At 69.5% G+C, this 17,368-nt stretch carries 16 protein-coding genes; 5 read left to right on the top strand and 11 right to left on the bottom strand.

The annotated features are described in order from the left end of the window. Positions 1-3: 3 nt before the first annotated feature. The gene (locus tag ACE37J_RS00700; RefSeq protein ID WP_409705461.1) at positions 4-783 is read left to right on the top strand and encodes an SDR family oxidoreductase; all 780 of its coding nucleotides are present in this window, start codon (positions 4-6) and stop codon (positions 781-783) included. Positions 784-1,966: 1,183 nt separating this feature from the next. Next, a complete protein-coding gene (locus ACE37J_RS00695; protein WP_409705458.1) occupies positions 1,967-2,119 on the top strand; it encodes a hypothetical protein in 153 nt (50 codons plus the stop codon). Positions 2,120-2,123: 4 nt separating this feature from the next. Here ACE37J_RS00695 and parC read toward each other — a convergent pair whose 3' ends face one another. Continuing rightward, the gene (gene parC / locus ACE37J_RS00690; RefSeq protein ID WP_409705455.1) at positions 2,124-4,373 is read right to left on the bottom strand and encodes a DNA topoisomerase IV subunit A; all 2,250 of its coding nucleotides are present in this window, start codon (positions 4,371-4,373) and stop codon (positions 2,124-2,126) included. A gap of 88 nt (positions 4,374-4,461) precedes the next feature. Next, entirely contained in the window at positions 4,462-5,076 is a 615-nt protein-coding gene (locus ACE37J_RS00685; RefSeq protein WP_409705452.1) for an acyl-homoserine-lactone synthase, read from the bottom strand. Between the two features lie 265 nt (positions 5,077-5,341). Here ACE37J_RS00685 and ACE37J_RS00680 point away from each other — a divergent pair, with 265 nt between their 5' ends. After that, complete coding sequence (locus tag ACE37J_RS00680; protein WP_409705449.1) at positions 5,342-6,184, top strand: autoinducer binding domain-containing protein; 843 nt, start codon at positions 5,342-5,344, stop codon at positions 6,182-6,184. Between the two features lie 76 nt (positions 6,185-6,260). Continuing rightward, positions 6,261-7,097 carry an SDR family NAD(P)-dependent oxidoreductase gene (locus tag ACE37J_RS00675; protein WP_409705446.1) on the top strand — a complete coding sequence of 279 codons (837 nt, stop codon included), beginning with the start codon at positions 6,261-6,263 and terminating at the stop codon, positions 7,095-7,097. A 3-nt stretch (positions 7,098-7,100) separates the two neighbouring features. Here the strand turns inward: ACE37J_RS00675 and ACE37J_RS00670 are convergent, their stop codons facing one another. The 4 genes from ACE37J_RS00670 to ACE37J_RS00655 are packed head-to-tail and all read right to left on the bottom strand — an operon-like array spanning position 7,101 to position 10,374. Further along, positions 7,101-7,382: an SCP2 sterol-binding domain-containing protein gene (locus ACE37J_RS00670; protein WP_409705443.1), complete on the bottom strand. Its 282-nt coding sequence runs from the start codon at positions 7,380-7,382 to the stop codon at positions 7,101-7,103. Next, positions 7,382-8,734: a TRAP transporter large permease gene (locus ACE37J_RS00665; protein WP_409705440.1), complete on the bottom strand. Its 1,353-nt coding sequence runs from the start codon at positions 8,732-8,734 to the stop codon at positions 7,382-7,384. The genes ACE37J_RS00670 and ACE37J_RS00665 overlap by 1 nt, the downstream gene beginning before the upstream one ends. Next, positions 8,734-9,285 carry a TRAP transporter small permease gene (locus ACE37J_RS00660; protein WP_409705437.1) on the bottom strand — a complete coding sequence of 184 codons (552 nt, stop codon included), beginning with the start codon at positions 9,283-9,285 and terminating at the stop codon, positions 8,734-8,736. The genes ACE37J_RS00665 and ACE37J_RS00660 overlap by 1 nt, the downstream gene beginning before the upstream one ends. A gap of 51 nt (positions 9,286-9,336) precedes the next feature. Then, positions 9,337-10,374 carry a TRAP transporter substrate-binding protein gene (locus tag ACE37J_RS00655; protein ID WP_409705434.1) on the bottom strand — a complete coding sequence of 346 codons (1,038 nt, stop codon included), beginning with the start codon at positions 10,372-10,374 and terminating at the stop codon, positions 9,337-9,339. A gap of 145 nt (positions 10,375-10,519) precedes the next feature. Between ACE37J_RS00655 and ACE37J_RS00650 the strand changes: the two genes are divergently transcribed. Then, positions 10,520-11,218 (top strand): haloacid dehalogenase type II, encoded by a 699-nt coding sequence (locus ACE37J_RS00650; protein ID WP_409705431.1) that lies wholly within the window; start codon positions 10,520-10,522, stop codon positions 11,216-11,218. Between the two features lie 3 nt (positions 11,219-11,221). Here ACE37J_RS00650 and ACE37J_RS00645 read toward each other — a convergent pair whose 3' ends face one another. The 5 genes from ACE37J_RS00645 to ACE37J_RS00625 form a co-directional block, all read right to left on the bottom strand. Continuing rightward, the gene (locus tag ACE37J_RS00645) at positions 11,222-12,568 is read right to left on the bottom strand and encodes a CHAP domain-containing protein (protein ID WP_409705428.1); all 1,347 of its coding nucleotides are present in this window, start codon (positions 12,566-12,568) and stop codon (positions 11,222-11,224) included. Next, a complete protein-coding gene (locus ACE37J_RS00640) occupies positions 12,568-13,878 on the bottom strand; it encodes a hypothetical protein (RefSeq protein ID WP_409705425.1) in 1,311 nt (436 codons plus the stop codon). The genes ACE37J_RS00645 and ACE37J_RS00640 overlap by 1 nt, the downstream gene beginning before the upstream one ends. 131 nt (positions 13,879-14,009) lie before the next feature. Next, the gene (locus ACE37J_RS00635) at positions 14,010-14,477 is read right to left on the bottom strand and encodes a hypothetical protein (protein WP_409705422.1); all 468 of its coding nucleotides are present in this window, start codon (positions 14,475-14,477) and stop codon (positions 14,010-14,012) included. 91 nt (positions 14,478-14,568) lie between these two features. Next, positions 14,569-15,189 (bottom strand): MarC family protein, encoded by a 621-nt coding sequence (locus ACE37J_RS00630; RefSeq protein WP_409705419.1) that lies wholly within the window; start codon positions 15,187-15,189, stop codon positions 14,569-14,571. Next, positions 15,186-17,060 carry an ABC-F family ATP-binding cassette domain-containing protein gene (locus ACE37J_RS00625; protein ID WP_409705416.1) on the bottom strand — a complete coding sequence of 625 codons (1,875 nt, stop codon included), beginning with the start codon at positions 17,058-17,060 and terminating at the stop codon, positions 15,186-15,188. The genes ACE37J_RS00630 and ACE37J_RS00625 overlap by 4 nt, the downstream gene beginning before the upstream one ends. Positions 17,061-17,368 lie beyond the last annotated feature (308 nt).

Here is a 17,368-nt window from a genome sequence, read left to right as displayed (position 1 = left end):
GACATGGACATTCAGGGTAAGGTCGTCGTCGTCACCGGCGCGGGAAGCGGGATCGGGCGGGCGCTCGCGCGGAAATTCGCGGAGGCGGGGGCGAGGGCCGTCATCGCCGCCGATATCGACCTCGCGGGGGCGGAGGAGACGGCGAAGAGCTATGGCGGCCCGGCGATGCGTTGCGATGTGTCCTCGGAGGCCTCCATCCTTGCGCTGATCGAGGAGACGGAGGCGAAGCACGGGCCGATCGCGCTCTTCTGTTCCAACGCCGGCATCCTGACCGCTGGCGGGCCCGAGGCGCCGGACGAGGCGTGGCGGCGGATCATCGACATCAACGTGATGGCGCATATCTGGGCGGCGCGTCATCTGGTTCCGCTCATGGCGGCGCGGGGCGGCGGCTATTTCCTCAACACCGCCTCCGCCGCCGGGCTCCTCTCCCAGGTCGGCTCCATGCCCTATGCGGTGACGAAGCACGCCGCCGTCGCCGTAGCCGAATGGCTGGCGCTGACCTATGGCGACCAGGGGATCGGCGTTTCCGTCCTCTGCCCGCAGGCTGTGCGTTCGAAGATGACGGCGGGGCACGAGGAGGGCGTCGCCAGCCTCGACGGGATGCTCGAGCCGGAACCGGTCGCGGAGGCGTGCCTGCGCGCGGTGGAGGCGGAGACCTTCCTCGTCCTCCCCCATCCCGAAGTGCTGACCTACATGCGCAACAAGGCGGAGAATTACGACCGCTGGATCGGCGGCATGAGGAAGCTCAACCGCCGGTTCGGGGGGAGCGTGGAAGGCCGCTGAACGCGGCGCCACAAAAAAGCCCTCAATCTGCGCGTATCTTGCTTGGCTGTTGCGTTTGTCGTGTGAGGATTCATGTCTGCCAGTGCGGATGAACGGCGCGCCGGCTGGGCCCCCGCCCTTGGCGGAGCGCAGGACCTGACCTTGCTCGATGCGGTCGCGGCGGGGGGATATGCGCTTCTCCTCTGCCCCGACGAGGAAGCCCCGAGGATCGTGGAGCGGCTGCTGGCCGCCGCCGGGGGCGCGACCAACGCGGCGAGGCTTTCCGATCAGGCGGCCGGGCGGGGCGACGTGGCGCCGTGGGTCTGCCTCGCCTTCGGTCTCGCCCCGTTCGACCCGGAGCCTGCGCCCCTCCGTCTCGCGGCGTTCTTCCGCGAGGAATCGGAAAGCGGGCGCCGCCCGCTGCTGATCGTGGAGGCGGCGGGGCGGCTCGCGAAGCCGGAACTGGCTGCGCTGAGACGGCTGACGGAGGACGGCGCGCGCTGCGCGGTCATCCTGATCGGACCGGGCGACGCGACCGACCGGCTGCGCGCGGCCTCCCCGGCGCCGCTCGCCGCCGTGGCGGCCGGCTTCGCCTCGGAAGATGAGCGGACGCAGCCGGAACCGGCGCCGAGGGCGCTGGACCCTTTCGCGGTGATCGCGCGCGTGGCGCCGGCGGAACCGAAGCCGGAAAGTCCCGCCGCGCCGCCGCCTGTCGCCGCAGAGACGGACCGCACCGAGCCGGCCGCCGTTCCGGCGCAGGCCTCACGGCGGCGGAGCCTTCCCTATGGCGCGGGCGCAGCGGCGGCGGCGGCGTTCCTCGCCGTTTTCGTGCTCGGCGCGCTCTATCTGATCGAGTCGCGGCCGGCGCAGATCGCGGCCGTCGCGCCCGAGCCCGAGGCCTCCGCGGCGCCCGCCGCTCCCCCGCCGGAGGCGACGCCCGTTCCGGAAGCGCCGGCTACGGCGGCTCCCGCCCCCGAGGCTGCGGGCGAAAGCGAGGCGACGGACCCGGAGCCCGCGGCGGCGCCGGCCCCGCCCCGGCCCCGACCCTGCGCCGGAAGCGGCCGAGCCGCCGGAGCCGCGGGTCACGATCCATCACGCGGCGGCGGACCGGGCGCGCGCGGGCGAGCTCCTTCTCGCGCTCCGGCGCGCCGGTTTCGCAGATGTCGCGCTCTGGCCGGTCGCGGAGCCGCCGGCGGCGACCGGCGTGCGCTATTTCGACGATGCGGATGCGGAGGTCGCCGCCCTGCTCGCCGCCGCGCTGAAGGAGGCGCTGCCGGAAGGCCCGGCCCTGACGCCGGAACTGGCGCCGGAGACGACGGCGCCGCGGGGCCTGCTCGAGATCTGGATCGGGGGCTGAGGGCTCAGATTTTTCTTCGCTGCGGCGGTTTCGGATAGCCGCGCGGCGCCATGCGCCCGGCGCCGGCCCTGGGGCCGAGCCAGTCGGCCATGGCCGCTTCTGTCCGCGTCCGCCCGGCGGAGTCCTTCCACGTCAGACCATCCGCAAGAGTGAACGCATAGGCGTCGTTCAGGGCGCCTTCCGCATCCTTGTACTTCTGCAGCCTGACACCCTTTCCCCGCGCCAGCTCCGGCAGATCGGCGATGGGGAAGATCAGAAGCTTGTTGTTCAGGCCGTGCGCGGCGACATGATCCCCCTCCGCCGGGGCGAAGACCTTTAGGCGCGCGCCGTCCCGAAGGTTCATCGCCTGCCGCCCGGCGCGCGTCTGCGCGATGAGCTCGCCCTCGGGCGCGAGGAACCCGTCCCCGGCCGAGGAGGCGAGGAGGAGCCGCGCGCCGGGGCGGTGGATGCGGAGGGCGACCATCGCCTCGTCGTTCGGCAGGTCCACCATCAGCCGCACCGGCTCGCCCATGCCGCGCCCGCCGGGGAGCTTGTGGACGTCGAGCGTGAAGACGCGGCCGCCGGAGGCGGCGAGGAGCAGCTTGTCCGTCGTCTCGGCGTGGAAGGCGAAGCGCGGCCCGTCCCCGTCCTTGAACTTCTGCTCCGCCGCAAGGTCGAGATGGCCGCGGAGGGCGCGGATCCAGCCCTTTTCGGAGCAGATCACAGTCACCGGCTCCCGCTCGATCATCGCTTCGGGCGTGATCTCCTCGACCTGAGGGGCCTCGGCGATCTCGGTGCGGCGGGCGCCGCCGGGGGCGGAGCGGCCGAACTTCGTGCGGATCTCGCGGATTTCCCCCGCCACGCGCTCCCATTGCAGCGCGCCGTCCGCGATCAGCGCCCTCAGGCCCGCCTGTTCCTCCACGAGCCGGTCCCGCTCCGCCCTCAGCTCCATCTCCTCCAGCTTGCGGAGGTTGCGGAGGCGCATGTTGAGGATCGCCTCGGCCTGCACGTCCGTCAGGCTGAACTCGGCCATGAGCACGGCCTTCGGCTCATCCTCGTAGCGGATGATCTCGATCACCCGGTCGAGGTTGAGATAGGCGACGATGTAGCCTTCGAGCACTTCGAGCCGCTTCGCGATCTCCGCCAGCCTGTGCTCCGAGCGGCGGATCAGCACTTCGCGCCGGTGGGCGAGGAAGGCCAGAAGAACCTCCCGGAGGCCGCAGACCTTCGGCGTCCGCCCGTCGATCAGCACGTTCATGTTGAGCGGGAAGCGCGTCTCGAGGTCGGTGAGGCGGAAGAGGCTCTCCATCATCTGCGCCGGGTCGACGGCGCGGGACTTCGGCTCCAGCACGATGCGGATGTCCGCCGCGCTCTCGTCCCGCACGTCGGCGAGGAGGGGCAGCTTCTTCTCGTTCACGATGTCGGCGAGCCGCTCGATCAGCTTGGCCTTCTGCACCTGGTAGGGGATTTCGGTGACGATCGCCCGCCACGTTCCCCGCCCTGTCTCCTCCACCACCCAGCGGGCGCGGAGGCGGAAGGCGCCGCGCCCCGTCTCGTAGGCGGCGACGATGCTCTCCGTCGGCTCCACCAGCACGCCGCCGGTGGGGAAATCCGGGCCCGGTATCCGGTCCGCCAGCGCGCGGGACGTGGCGGCGGGGTGCTTGATGAGATGGAGGAGCGCGTCGCACACCTCATGGACGTTGTGCGGGGGAATGGAGGTCGCCATGCCCACGGCGATGCCGGAGGAGCCGTTGGCGAGGAGGTTGGGGAAGGCGGAGGGGAGGACGACGGGCTCCCGCTCCGTCCCGTCGTAATTGTCCCTGAAATCGACCGCGTTCTCCGCAAGGCCGGCCATCATGGCCTGCGCCGCCTCCGTCAGCCGCGCCTCGGTGTAGCGCTGGGCGGCGGCGTTGTCCCCGTCCACATTGCCGAAATTGCCCTGGCCCTCGACCAGCGTGTAGCGCTGCGCGAAGTCCTGCGCGAGGCGGACGAGCGCGTCATAGATCGCCTGGTCGCCATGGGGGTGATAGGTGCCCATCACCTCGCCCACGATCTTCGCGCATTTGCGGAAGGCGGTTCCGGGCTCCAGCCGGAGGCCGCGCATGGCGTAGAGGATGCGGCGGTGGACGGGCTTCAGCCCGTCGCGCGCATCCGGCAGGGCGCGGTTTGTGATGGTCGAGAGGGCGTATTGAAGGTACCGCTCCCCGAGCGCGCGGCGCATCGGCTCGGAGAGGATTTCCCCCTCGGTCTTGTCGTCGTCGGGCGCGTCAACCATAGATGTCGTATAGGGCCGAAGCGCCCGGCAGGTCCAGCGGAGACGTCGTCAGGCGCGCCCGCGCTGCGCGGGCGCGCCTGACGCGGCCTCACGCCGCGACCAGATCGACAGCCGCCGCCCGCGCTTCGGCCGGCGCGGCCTTGCCCGCACGGACCGCGAGGCGGGAAAGGAGCTGCTCGTTGGTCTCCCAGCGGCACGCATAGATTTCGCTCTCCGCGCTTTCCCCGCGTCCGATGATCTCCGGTCGCGCCCCGGCTATGGTGAAGGCGGGCGCCATCCGCGCCTCGATCACGCCGACATAGGCGGCGATCCCGTTCATGTAGGCGAAGTTGCAGCCGGCATACATGAGCTGCGCGGAGATCGCGCGCCGGTCGCAATCCGCCGAGACGAAGAAGCGGGTGATCTCCCATATCTTCGGGGAGGAGACGGGCGCGCCGCCCGTCAGGTCGCTGAAGTGTTCGCCGATCATCGTCCTGCCGGCCGTCGGCATGATTCGCGTGGAGGCGACATGCCGCCCGTCATCATCGGTGACGATGATGTAGAGCGGGTTCAGATCGTCATACTCGTCCCGTTCCTGGCCGAGTTCATTGACGTTCAGGCGCCAACCGAAGCGATCCCGGAACAATTCTCTCCGCTTCTGGAACATCTCGTTGGCAATTTCCGGCATATCCGCGAGTTCGTGTCTGTAAACAAAACGTATCATCTGCGCATCTCCTTCAGTTGGATTTGCACAATCGATAGTTGCAGCAAGTTATTTATCGGCAAATACAAAATAAAATTAAGATTTATTTTAAAAAATCAGTTTTATAACAATTTTATAAATTGATTAAACAAAGAATTAGCAGTTCAGGGTCGAGGCGGAGCCTATCCCCTGAAACTGTGAGTTTATCCGCTGCGAGCTTCGGCCTTTGCTGACCCCTTGAGGTCGGCGAGGCGCCGGCGGAGGTCACAGTGTCAGGGGGTCCGGGATGCTCGATCACGATCTGCAACATTCATCGGCGGAGCGCGCCCGCGCCGATTCGCATGTCGCCGCATCGGCGGAGCCCAAGTCGCTTTCAGGGCTGGTCGATGTTCTGGAAGGTCTTTCGGACGACGAAGACGTCGCGAGACATGCGACGGCGGCCGCGAGGATCCGCGACCACCTGGACGTGAAGCATCTCTCCTTCTGTGTGATCCTCGATCCGCCCGGCCGTTCGCTCGCCGACCGCGCCCTGACCACCTACGACCAGCAATGGGTCGACCGCTACGTCGCGAAGAAATACTGGATGTGCGACCCCGTGCTGAGAGCCTTCATGGACGGCCGGGAGGAGATCTGGTGGAACGCCGACGCGGAACCCGAACCCGGAACGCCGCCCTTCGTCGCGTCCTTCGTGAAGGATGCCCGCCGCTTCGGAGCCGGCGCCACGGGGCTGGCGCGCTATGTCAGGACCGAGGCGCGAGGAGCCTATGTCCTCACATTGACCTCGGACGAGCACCCGGCCTGTTTTGCGGACCGCATGCGCAGCCGCTCGCGCGAGATCGATCTGGTCGCTTCCTTCTTCACTGACGAACTCGCCGGCCCGGCGGAGCCGGCGGCCGGGCTCAGCGCGTTCAGCGAGGACGAGGTCCTGTTGCTTCGCCTCCTCTCCTCCGGCAGGGCGCTCGAGGAGATCGAGCGGCGGGTCATGCCGGGTTGCGATCATGCGGCCCTGCTTGCGAGCATCTTTCGCAAGCTCCAGGCGGCGACGGTGGGCGAGGCCGTCTATCGCTTCGCCGCGATCAGGTCGCAGGACTTTCTTCCCCCCGCGAGCTTCGAGGTCGGCAGCGCCTGAGCGGGCTTGCCCGCCGCCCCGCGCTCGTCGATAGATGCCGCAGGGCGCTGCTTCCCGGCAGGTCCGGGGGAGACGCATGGCGGCGCGGACGATCCTCATGACAGGCTGCTCCAGCGGCATCGGCCTCGCCTCCGCGCAGGCGCTGAAGGCGCGCGGCTGGCGCGTCCTCGCGACCTGCCGGAAGGCGGAGGATGCGGCGCGGCTGGAGCGGGAGGGGTTCGAGAGCTGGGCGCTCGACCATGCGGACGAAGCCTCGGTCGCCGCCGGCGCGGCGGAGGCTCTGGCGCGGGCGGAGGGGCGGCTGGACGCCGTGTTCCTCAACGGCGCCTGGGCGCTCGCCGGCCCGGCGGAGGATACGCCGCGGGAGGCGATGGAGGCGATCTTCGCCGCCAATCTCTTCGGCCCGGTGCAGCTCGCCAACGCCGTGATACCGGCGATGCGGCGGGCGGGGCGGGGGCGGGTCGTCTTCTGCTCCTCCGTCCTCGGCATGGTCGCGGCGCGCTATCGCGGCCCCTATGTCTCCACCAAGTTCGCGATGGAGGGCTGGGCCGACGCGCTCCGCATGGAGCTGAAGGGGAGCGGCGTTGAGGTGACGCTGATCGAGCCCGGCCCGATCCTCACCCCGTTCCGCCGCAATGTCCGCCCGAATTACGAGCGCTGGATGCGCCCGGCCCGCGCGGCCTCGCTCCATCCCGAAGAGATGTGGGCGATTGTGGAGCGAAGGCTCTACAAGGACAAGGAGGGCGGCCGGTTCGACCTGCCGCCGGAGGCGGTGGCGGCGAAGCTCGTCTCCGCGCTGGAGGCGGAGCGGGCGCCGGCGCGCGTCTTCGTCACGACGCCGACCTATCTCGCCAATCTCTTCCGCCGGCTCCTGCCGACGCGGGCGCTCGACCGGGTGATGGGCGGGCGCTGAGGCTCAGAGCAGCGTCTGGAGCTTCATGGCGACGGAGAGGTCGCCCTCCACCTTGATCTTGCCGGTGAGAAAAGCCGTCATCGGGTTGAGCTCACCCCGCACCAGCTTTTCGAGATTCTTGCGGGAGAGGGTGATGGTGCAGTCCGCCTCCATGTCCTGCCGCGTCACCTCCCGCCCGTTGATGACGACGACGCCGTCCTTCCCGCAATCGAACTTCATCACGCCCTCGAAATCGGAGGCGGCGACCTTGGCGCGCATGTCGGCGGGAATTTCGTCGTCTGTCATCAGGAAACGGCCCTCACGAGGAAAAGGGAGATCGACGGAGCCGCGACGAGGATCGCGACACGCACCATGTCGGATAGCACGAAGGGCAGGACGCCGCGATAGGTCTCCATCATCGGCACGCCCCGCGCCATCGAGGAGATGATGAAGAGGTTCATGCCCACCGGGGGCGTGATGAGCCCGACCTCCACCACGATCAGCGCGAGGATGCCGAACCAGATCGCCGTCTCCTCCGGCGTCAGCCCGAAATCGAGGCCCTGGATGATCGGGAAGAAGATCGGGATGGTGAGGAGGATCATCGAGAGGCTGTCCATCACGCACCCGAAAACGAGATAGAGCGCCAGCATCATCAGGAGCACCGTCATCGGCGCGAAGCCCTGCGCCGTGACCCAGTCCGCAAGGCCCTGCGGCGTCTGCGTCAGGGCGAGGAAGGTGTTGAAGACCTGGGCGCCGAACACGATCATGAAGATCATCGCGGTCGTCACCGCCGTCTCCATCACGCAGTCGAAGAAGGTGCGGAGCGTCAGCCCGCCGTTCAGCGCGCCATAGAGCCCGGTCAGCACGGCGCCGACCGCCGCGCCCTCGGTCGGCGTGAAGAGCGCCTGCTGGCCGGCCTGCGCCCAGTTGGAATCGCCGGCGATGCCCCACATCACGAGCCCGAAGATGACGACGACGGGCCAGACGCCAGCGAGCGCGCGCAGCCGCTCGCCATAGCTCTTGCGCGGCAGGCTCGTCGCCTCATCCGGCCAGATCCGGACATAGATCGCGACGACGAGGATGTAGCCGAGCGCGGCGAGAAGGCCGGGAACGAGGGCGGCGACGAACATCTTCGCGATGTTCTGCTCCGTCAGGATCGCATAGATCACGAGGATGACGGAGGGAGGGATCAGGATCCCGAGCGTCCCCCCCGCGGCCAGGACGCCGGTGGAGAGCCGCCCGGAATAGCCGTAGCGCCGCATCTCCGGCAGCGCCACCTGGCCCATCGTCGAGGCGGTGGCGAGGGAGGAGCCGCAGACCGCGCCGAAGCCCGCGCAGGCGCCGACGGAGGCCATCGCCATCCCGCCGCGGTAATGCCCGAGCCAGTCCGCCGCCGCGCGGAAGAGGCCCTTCGACATGCCGGAGCGCGTCGCGAACTGCCCCATCAGGAGGAAGAGCGGGACGACCGAGAGGGAATAGGAGGAGAAGGTCTCATAGGTCAGTGACTTCATCTGCGCCATGACCATGTTCGGCCGGCCCGTGACGATCCAGACGCCGAAAAAGCCGGTCAGGAACAGCGCCACGCCGATCGGCATCCGGAGGAAGATCAGCAGCAGCATCAGCCCGAAGCCGACGAGCGAGAGCGTGAACCCGTCCATCAGAGATGCGCCCCGCCCGCCTCGCGCGCGCCGCGCAGCATCGCGTTGAGCCCGCGCCAGAATGCGTAGACCGCGACGACGAGGAAGAAGCCCGCCCCCGCCATCGAGGCGGCGTAGCCCCACCAGACCGGCATGCCGAGAATGAACGTCTCCTCCCCGTAGCTCCGCTTGTCCAGCATCCCGAGCCAGAGGCGGGAGGCGATGAGCCAGGCGGCGGCGACAATCGCCGCATCCCCGACCAGCGAGAAGAAGGCGCGGAGCCGGTTGGGGAAGAGATCGACCACGATGTCGACCGTCACGTTCCCGCGCCGCATGACGCAGAGCGGCAGGAACGAGAAGACGGCGACGGCGCAGCCGACCTGCACGAGTTCGAAATCGCCGAGGATCGGCCCCAGCCCGAAGCCCGAGAGCGCGCGCCCCCCGATGGAGCCGACGCTCATCAGCGCGACGGCCGCGAGCGTCACGCCGCCGAGGAGCGCAAGCGCCTGCGCGATCCGGTCGAAAATCCGCCCGAGGGCCGCCTCGGCCCCGGGCGCGATGCCCTGGCTCATCTCATGGCTCCCGCCGGAACGGGGCGGGCCGCGCGGGCCCGCCCGCCCGGATCATTCCTCCGGGCCGCTGTACTTCTCGACGAGCGCCTTCGCGTCCGCGAGGATCGCGGCGCCGTTCGGCGTCGCTTCCGCCCAGGCGGCGACGAGCGGCGCGGCGACCTCCTTCCAGCGGGCGACCTCCTCCGGCGGCAGCGTCACGATCTCGCGCCCGCCGCCGACGATGGTCGGGTGCATCGCCGCGTCCCCGGTGTCCATTGCCCGGCCGGCCATGGCGGAGGTTTCGAGCCCGGAATTGGCGTCGATCACCGCTTTCAGATCGTCGGGGAGGGAGTTGTAGGCGTCGGGGTTCATGCCCCAGATGAAGAACGTGTTGTAGAGCGCCCGGTTGCCCGAAATGTAGGTCGAGCCGTCCGCCAGCTCATGGACCTTGAGCGGCACCGTGATCTCCTCCGGGATCACGCCGCCGTCGACCACGCCCTTGGAGAGCGCCTCGGGGAAGGCGGGAACGGGCATGCCGACCGGCGTCGCCCCCATCTTCTCCAGGAGGCCGTTCGCGGCGCGCGAGGGGCCGCGGAGCTTCAGGCCCGCCAGGTCCTCCATCGTCTTCACCGCGCCGCCCTTCTTGTGGATGACGCCGGGGCCGTGGACATGGACGGCGATGACCTTGATGTCCTTCAGCTCGTCCATCGAGTATTTCTCGGTCAGCTCCCAGGCGGCCTTCGACGTCTCCTCCGCAGAGGTAGAGGAGACGAAGGGCTGCTCCAGCGCCTCCGTCGTCGGGAACCGGCCGGGCGTGTAGGCGGGCAGGGCCCAGCCGCAATCGATCACGCCGTCCTTGATCTGGTCATAGAGCGCCGCGGGCGAGCCGCCGAGTTGCATGGCCGGATAGATCTCGAACTTGATGCGCCCGCCGGACTGCTCCTCGACCATCTTCACCCAGGGGTCGATGAAGTATTTCGGGATCGCCGCGTTCGGGCTGACGAAATGCTGGCAGCGGAACGTGAACTCCTGCGCCGAAGCGCCCGTGGCCGAGAATCCGCCCGCAAGCGCGACCGCCGCGGCGAGCGCGGCCCTCGTATAGATGGACATCGTGACCTCCCTGCCGGTCTCCGCCGGCGTGTTTCCCTGAATCGCACGCGCGATGCCCGACATTTGGCCGTCCGCCCCCCATTTGCAAGCACTTGACGGCGGCGCGCGCAGCGTGTCGCCTGCCTTCAACCTGCAGGAGCGAGCGATGACCATCGGGGCGGCCCTCTTCGACGTGTTCGGAACCGTGGTGGACTGGCGCTCCGGCGTCTCCGCCGTGATGGCGGAGGCCTTTGCCGCGAAGGGGCTCACGCAGGACGCGAAGGCCTTCGCGGACGAGTGGCGCGGGGAATACCAGCCGGCGATGGGCCGGATCCGCGATGGCGCGCGTGGCTATGTTCCGCTCGACGACCTGCATCTGGAAAACCTGGAGATCGTGCTCGCACGGCGCGGGCTCGGCGCGGCCTTCTCCGCGGCGGAGAAGGCCGCGCTCAACAAGGCGTGGGAAAAGCTGCCGCCCTGGCCCGATTCCGTTCCCGGCGTCGCGGCGATCCGGCGGAAGATGCCGGCCGCGACCTGCTCGAACGGCTCGATCTCGCTCATGGTCGGCCTCGCGCGGTTCGGCGGGCTGACATGGGATGCGATCCTCGGGGCGGAAATCGCAAAGGGCTACAAGCCCGATCCGAAGGTCTACCGCATGAGCGCGGCGGCGCTCCTGCTGGAGCCGGGCGAGGCGCTGATGGTCGCCTCGCACAACGCCGATCTCGCCGCGGCGCGGGAGGCGGGGCTCCGCACCGCCTTCGTCGCCCGGCCCGACGAGAAGGGGAAGGGCCTTGGCGAGAGCCGGCCGGAAAGCGACTGGGATTTCGCGGTCGAGAGTCTCGAAGAGCTCGCCGCCCGGCTCTGAGGCTCACGCGAGGCGGCGGAAGCCGCGGATCGAGGCCGGCTTGACGGTCATTTCCGTCACGGCGCCGGGCTTGCCCTGATTGCCGCCGATGATCTTCGCCCCCCTGTCGGGCGCATAATCCACAAGCCAGCCGACATGGCCGGAGGCGCCGGCCGCGAGCGGATGGGTCACGAGAAGGTCCCCGACGAGCGGGTTTTCCCCGGCGGGCTCGGCCCAGTCGATCCAGTTCGCAGCGCGCTTCGTGGTCAGCGCGCTTGCGGCGGCGCGGGCGTCGCCGCTGTTCTTCAGGCACCAGCAGACGAAGGAGGCGCACCAGGGCGTCTCCGGCTCGTCGGGCGCGCCGGTTGCGGCATGGAACGCGCGCACGCGGTCAGGCGCGTTGTCCTCCCCGACGCCGAGCTCCGCCCGCGCCGCGGCGAGCCAGCCCGGCTCCCCGCCCGGCGGCGGCGCGGCGCTGCGGAGCCCTTCGGGCAGGCGCGCGTATTCCGGGGCGAGCGCATCCGCCGCCCGGTCGAACCGCGCCTCGATTTCCCCGATCAGGCCGTCGAGGCTGCGCGGGGCGCCGCCCTCCGTCATCAGGTTCTGGTTCGCGGCGATCACCTTGTCGGCGAAGTCCTCGCCCTGCGCCGTGCCGCGATAATGGTCGCGAAGCGTGTCGAGGAGGCTCGCGCCGCCGCCGCCGCCCGCCCGCGCCTTCAGCACCGCGCGCCCCGCGCCGAGGCCGAGGAGATGGCCGAGATAGAGCTCCGCCCCGGTCGGCAGCCGCCCCTCCGCCGTCTCCGCGCCGGGCGCGGCGAGGGCGGGGGCGAGGCGCTTCGCGTCCATCGCGGCGAGGCGGGCGGCCATGAAGGCCTGCGCGATCGGGTCCCCGATGTCGCCTGGCCCGATCCCGACCGGATCGGCGTCCGCCGCGTCGAGCGCCGCGAGATCGTCCCATGTCGACTGGCGGAACTGGAACGGGCCCTGCACGCCGCCGGGCGAGGCGGGTTTCGGGTTGGTGAGACCGCTCTCCATCTGGCAGATGCAGGCGAGATAGTCCCGGCTCGTCCCGAACCGGATGGCGGCGAGGGCGAGGACGCCGATGTATTTCGCCTTGTCGTCGATCCGCGGCTCGGGCGGCGCGACATCGGCGAAATCGTCGGGCGCGATCTCGCCGGGCTTCACGAAGCCCCGCCTCTCACCGCCGATATTGTTGCGGACGAGGACTTCCGCCCAGGCCCCGCCCTCGCCCGGCACTTCCCGCAGCTTCAGCACCCGCTCGGTGTTGAAGATGACGGGCGGCACGGGCGCGGCCCCCTGCGCGGGCGCGGAGCGGAGCGGCAGGCTGAACGAGCGAATGCGATGCGTCATCATAGCAGCGCCTCGAAGGTCTCAAGGTCGATCACGCCGGTCGCCGCCAGCCCGCGCCCGGCTTGCCAGCCGCGCAGCCCTTCGCGAAATGCCGGGGTGAAGCCCGCCGGGTCCCCGCCCGTGAAGGAGACGCCGTCCGCCTTCAGCCGGTCCACGGCGAGGGAGAACACCGCGGCGTTGACGGAGGAATAGTCGTCCCCCGGCGTCCCGAAGGCGAAGCGTTCGAGCGCGCCGCCGAAGGCCGCCGGGCAGGCGGGGAGGGAGGCGAGTCGCGCCGCTTCGAGGAAGGTCAGGCCAGTTCCCGCCGTCTCGAAAAGGCCGGGCGCCGCGGGCTGCCGCTTCGCCGCCGCGATGGCGGCGCGCGTCTTCGGCCCGAAGGCGAAGGCGCGCTCCCCGGCCGGGATGCAGAGCGCGGCCTGCACATCCCCCACCTGCCCCGAGGAGAGCGAGCATTCCGGCCCCGCGCAGCCCGGCGCGGCGGCGGGCGCCGGTTCGGGGCGGACGGGTTCGCGCCCGGCGTCGGCCGGGCCGGGCCCTGCTTCCGGCAGGGGCGCGCGCGTCTCCGTCGTCGCCCGGCGCTCCAGCACCACGTTCGCGCCCGTCGCCCCTTCCGGCACGAAGAAGTCGGTCAGCGAAACGCTTTCGTTGATCTGCATCTCGATGGTGGAGGGCAGGCAGGTGGCGAGATAGCCCTGCACCGCTTGAACCGCGGCGGGCCGGTTGTCGAAGGCGGCGCGGGCCGTCCGCACCTGCTCGCGATAGGCGGCCTGCTGCCGGCCGATCAGCTTCCTCACGCCGGAAGGATCGACCGTGAAGAGGATGTTCTCCGAGGCGTTGGCGATGCCCTGCGTCGCGAAGCCGAAGCCCGCCGCCGTCGCCGCGATGGCCTCCGCCGCAGCGCCGAAGACGCCCAGCACCGTCGCCGTCGTCGCGCCGGCGAGCGAGATCTGGTCCTTCGCCGTCGCGAGGTCGCGCCGAAGCTGGAAGATCGCGTCGACATAGGCCTCGCATTTCTGGCCGATGTCGTTCATCCCGGCTTCGGTGATGAAATACCAGTCGGGCGAGCCGGGCGCCGGCAGCCGCTCGGACGGCGTCTCGATCACGCCGGCGCGGATGGCGTAGGCCTTGAGGAGATTGGTCTCGTTCTCCGCCTCCCTCAGCGCTGCGCCGATCGCGCCGATGGCGGACGGCGCGCCATGGTCGGAGAGGTTCGGGAGCAAACCCTGGGAGAGCGCGGCGCGCTCCTGCGAGCGCTCGGGGGATGCGCAGCCCGCCGCGAGGAGCGCGCAGAGGATCGCCATTCGTTTCACGGGGTCGCCCCTCCGCAAATCGCCTTTCGGGCATATTACATTAAGACATCACCATAATAAACTTAAAAATATGGACAAAATGCAACGGGCGCTGCTTCGCGCCTGCACAAGGCGCTGTTGCGTCGCGACGATCAGGCGAAAAGGCGCGCCGGCTCCGGCACGGGGGCGGGCGCAATGTCCCCGTCTTGCGCGCCGGCTGCGGCGCGGAGGGCGAGGGCGATGGCGGCGGCGCGGCGCGTCTCCGCATCCGCTTCGTCCCCCCGTCTCGCCGACGCCGCCCGCGCGAGCCCGGAGACGCCCTCTCCCATCACGGAGGCGAGAATCGGGCGCGGCGTGCCCGCCGCCTCGAGATTCCAGTAGGTCCGCGCCCGGAGCGCCAGCGCCTCCGGCAACGCGCTGCGTCTCAGGCCGCGCCCCGGCCGCGGCAGAACGAGCCCGGCGCTAATATAGGCGTCGACAAGGCCGAAGAGCCGCCGCTCCATATGCGGCAGGAGCCGCTTCGCCCCGGGCCCAAAGCCGGAGATCAGCGGGAAGTCAGGATAGACGATCTCGATCAGCTGGTCGTCCACGATCTCGATCTCGTAGGGGTAGGACAGCACTGCGCGCCTCCTTTCGGGCCGCGATGTGGCGACCGAAGAAGAGTTTACGAAACGTGAACGCGCTTGTCGGCTCGCAGTTTCGGGGGAGGCTTCAGAGCGTGGCGGAAAAGGCGCGCACCCCGTCCAGCACGAACTGGACGGCCAGCGCCCCGAGCAGCATTCCGAAGAGCCGTGTCATGGCCTTGATGCCTGTGGCGCCGAGCGCCCGCTCGATCAGCTCCGTCGCCAGGAGCATGAGGAAGGTGATCGCGAGCACCGCCGCGAGCGCGCCATAGACGGCGAAGGCCCCGCCCTCGACGCGCCCCGCCTCGCCCGCGAGAAGGATCATCGCCGTCAGCGCGCCCGGCCCGGCGATAAGCGGCGTCGCGAGCGGGAAGACGGAAGGGTCCGGCGCCTCCGCCTCCGCATCCGTGGTCTGCTTCCGCCGCTCCGACCGCTTCTCGAAGAGCATGTCGACCGCGAGGAGGAAGAGCATCAGCCCGCCGGCGATGCGGAAGGCGGGGAGCGAGATGCCGACGGCGTTCAGCACGGCGTCCCCCAGCAGCCCGAAGAGCAGGAGGAGCGCGCCGCCGATGGCGACGCCGCGGAGCGCGATGGCCGCCCGGCGCCGGAGCTTCGCGCCCTGCGTCAGCGTCGCGAAGAGGGGCGCGACGCCCACCGGGTCGATCATCACGAAGAGCGTGGCGAAGGCGGAGAGGAAGAGCGCGGTCACTCCGCCGCCTCGAGCTTCTCCTGCGCCGCGAGCCAGAGCGCCTCGGCCCGCTCCAGCCCAGCGATGATCTCCGCCCGCTTCTTCTGGAGAAGCTCGAAATGATGCGCGGGCTTGGAGATGTAGAGATCGGGGTCGGCCAGCGCCGCGTCGATCTTCGTCTTCATCTCCTCGATCTTGGCGACGCGCGCCTCCGCCGCCCGCGCCTCGGCGCGAAGCTGAAGAATAGTCTGCCGGTCCGCCGCCGGTTTCTTCGCGGGCTTCGGGGCGGGCTTTTCCGCCTTCTCCTTCTCCTTGTCGCGCCGGGCGCCGCCGCGCTCGGAGAGGAGGAGGTCGCGGTAATCCTCCATGTCGCCCTCGAAGGGCTTCACCGCGCCATCGCGCACCAGCCAGAGCCGGTCCGCCGAGGCGCCGATCAACTCCGCGTCATGGGCGATGATGATGACGGCGCCCTCGTACTCGGCGAGCGCCTGCGCCAGCGCCTCCCGGCTCTCGATGTCGAGGTGGTTGGTCGGCTCGTCGAGGATGATGAGATGCGGCTTGTGGACGGTCATCAGCGCCAGCAGCAGCCGCGCCTTCTGCCCGCCGGAGAGGGAGCCGACCGTGTTGGTCGCGATCTCCGCGCCGATGCCGACGGCGCCGAGCCGGCCGCGCAGCTTCGCCTCCGGCATGTCGGGCAGGAGCCGGCGGAGATGCTGCACCGGCGTCTCGTCCTCGTGCAGCTCGTCCGTCTGGTGCTGCGCGAAATAGCCGATGCGGAGCTTCGCCGCGCGCGTCTCCCCCCCCGCCATCGGCTTCAACCGCTCGGAGATGAGCTTGGCGAGGGTGGACTTGCCCTCGCCGTTCGCGCCGAGAAGCGCGATCCGGTCGTCCGGGTCGATCCGGAGCGAGATGTCGCGGAGGATCGGCTTGCCGTCATAGCCGACGGTCACTTTCTCGAAGGCGATGATGGGCGGGGAAAGCTGCTCGCCCGCGTCGAACTTGAACGGGGCGACGGCGCCCTCAGCCGACCATTCGATCGGCTTCATCCGCGCCAGCATCTTGAGGCGGGACTGCGCCTGCTTCGCCTTCGAGGCCTTGGCCCGGAACCGGTCCACGAAGCTTTGCAGATGCGCCCGCTCCCGGCTCTGCTTCGCCATGGCCGCCTCGGTCTGCATCGCCTCCATGCGCCGCTTGTCGTCGAAGGCGTCATAGCCGCCGGCGTAGAGCGTCAGCTTGCGGGACTGGAGGTGAAGGATGCGGTCCACCGCCCGGTTGAGGAGCCCGCGGTCATGGCTGATCACCATCGCGGTGGCGGGGTAGCGGGCGAGGAAGGTTTCGAGCCAGAGCGCGCCTTCGAGGTCGAGATAGTTGGTCGGCTCGTCAAGCAGCAGGAGGTCGGGCGCAGAGAAGAGCACGGCGGCGAGCGCGACGCGCATCCGCCAGCCGCCCGAGAATTCCGAGGCCGCGCGCGCCTGCGCCACGCTGTCGAAACCGAGGCCCTGGAGGATGGAGGCGGCGCGCGCCTCCGCCGAATGCGCCTCGATATCGGCGAGTCGGGCGTGGATCTCGCCGATCCGGTGCGGGTCCGTCGCGATCTCCGCCTCGGCGAGAAGCGAGGCGCGCTCCCGGTCCGCCGCGAGAACGATGTCGAGAAGCGGCTCCGGCCCGGCCGGCACTTCCTGCTTCACGCCGCCGATGCGGGCGCCCTTGCGGATCTCGATGGAGCCGGCGTCGGGCGAATGCTCGCCCTCGATCAGCTTGAAAAGCGTGGTCTTTCCCGTGCCGTTCCGGCCCACGAGCCCGATCCGCGCGCGGTCCGGCGCGCGCATCGAGGCCCCTTCGAAGAGGCGGCGGCCGGCGAGGGTGAATCCGAGGTCGTTGATCTGGAGCATGGCGCGAGGGGGTGCGGCGCGCCGGGGCGGAAGTCAAGCCAGCGGCTCACTCAAAGAAGCTTGGGCAGCGGCGACCATTCTATCGGTGCCGTCATCTATCGGTCAAAAAACTGACTTAACAAAAGCATCAAGAGCCAAATTAAAGATACAGGCCAACTCATGGACAAAAGAAATGAGAACGCAACACCGTGTACGCCCATTCCTAAACCAAACTTAAGGTAAGCAATTGGAAACGCGATCAAAGCAATCAAGAAATATGCAGACACTGGATCCATGATTATCGTTTTCACCAAGAAAATGTAGTGAGG

The sequence above is a fragment of the Pikeienuella sp. genome (assembly GCF_046290545.1).
Lineage (GTDB): Bacteria > Pseudomonadota > Alphaproteobacteria > Rhodobacterales > Rhodobacteraceae > Pikeienuella.
This window is presented reverse-complemented; position numbering and strand designations above follow the sequence as displayed.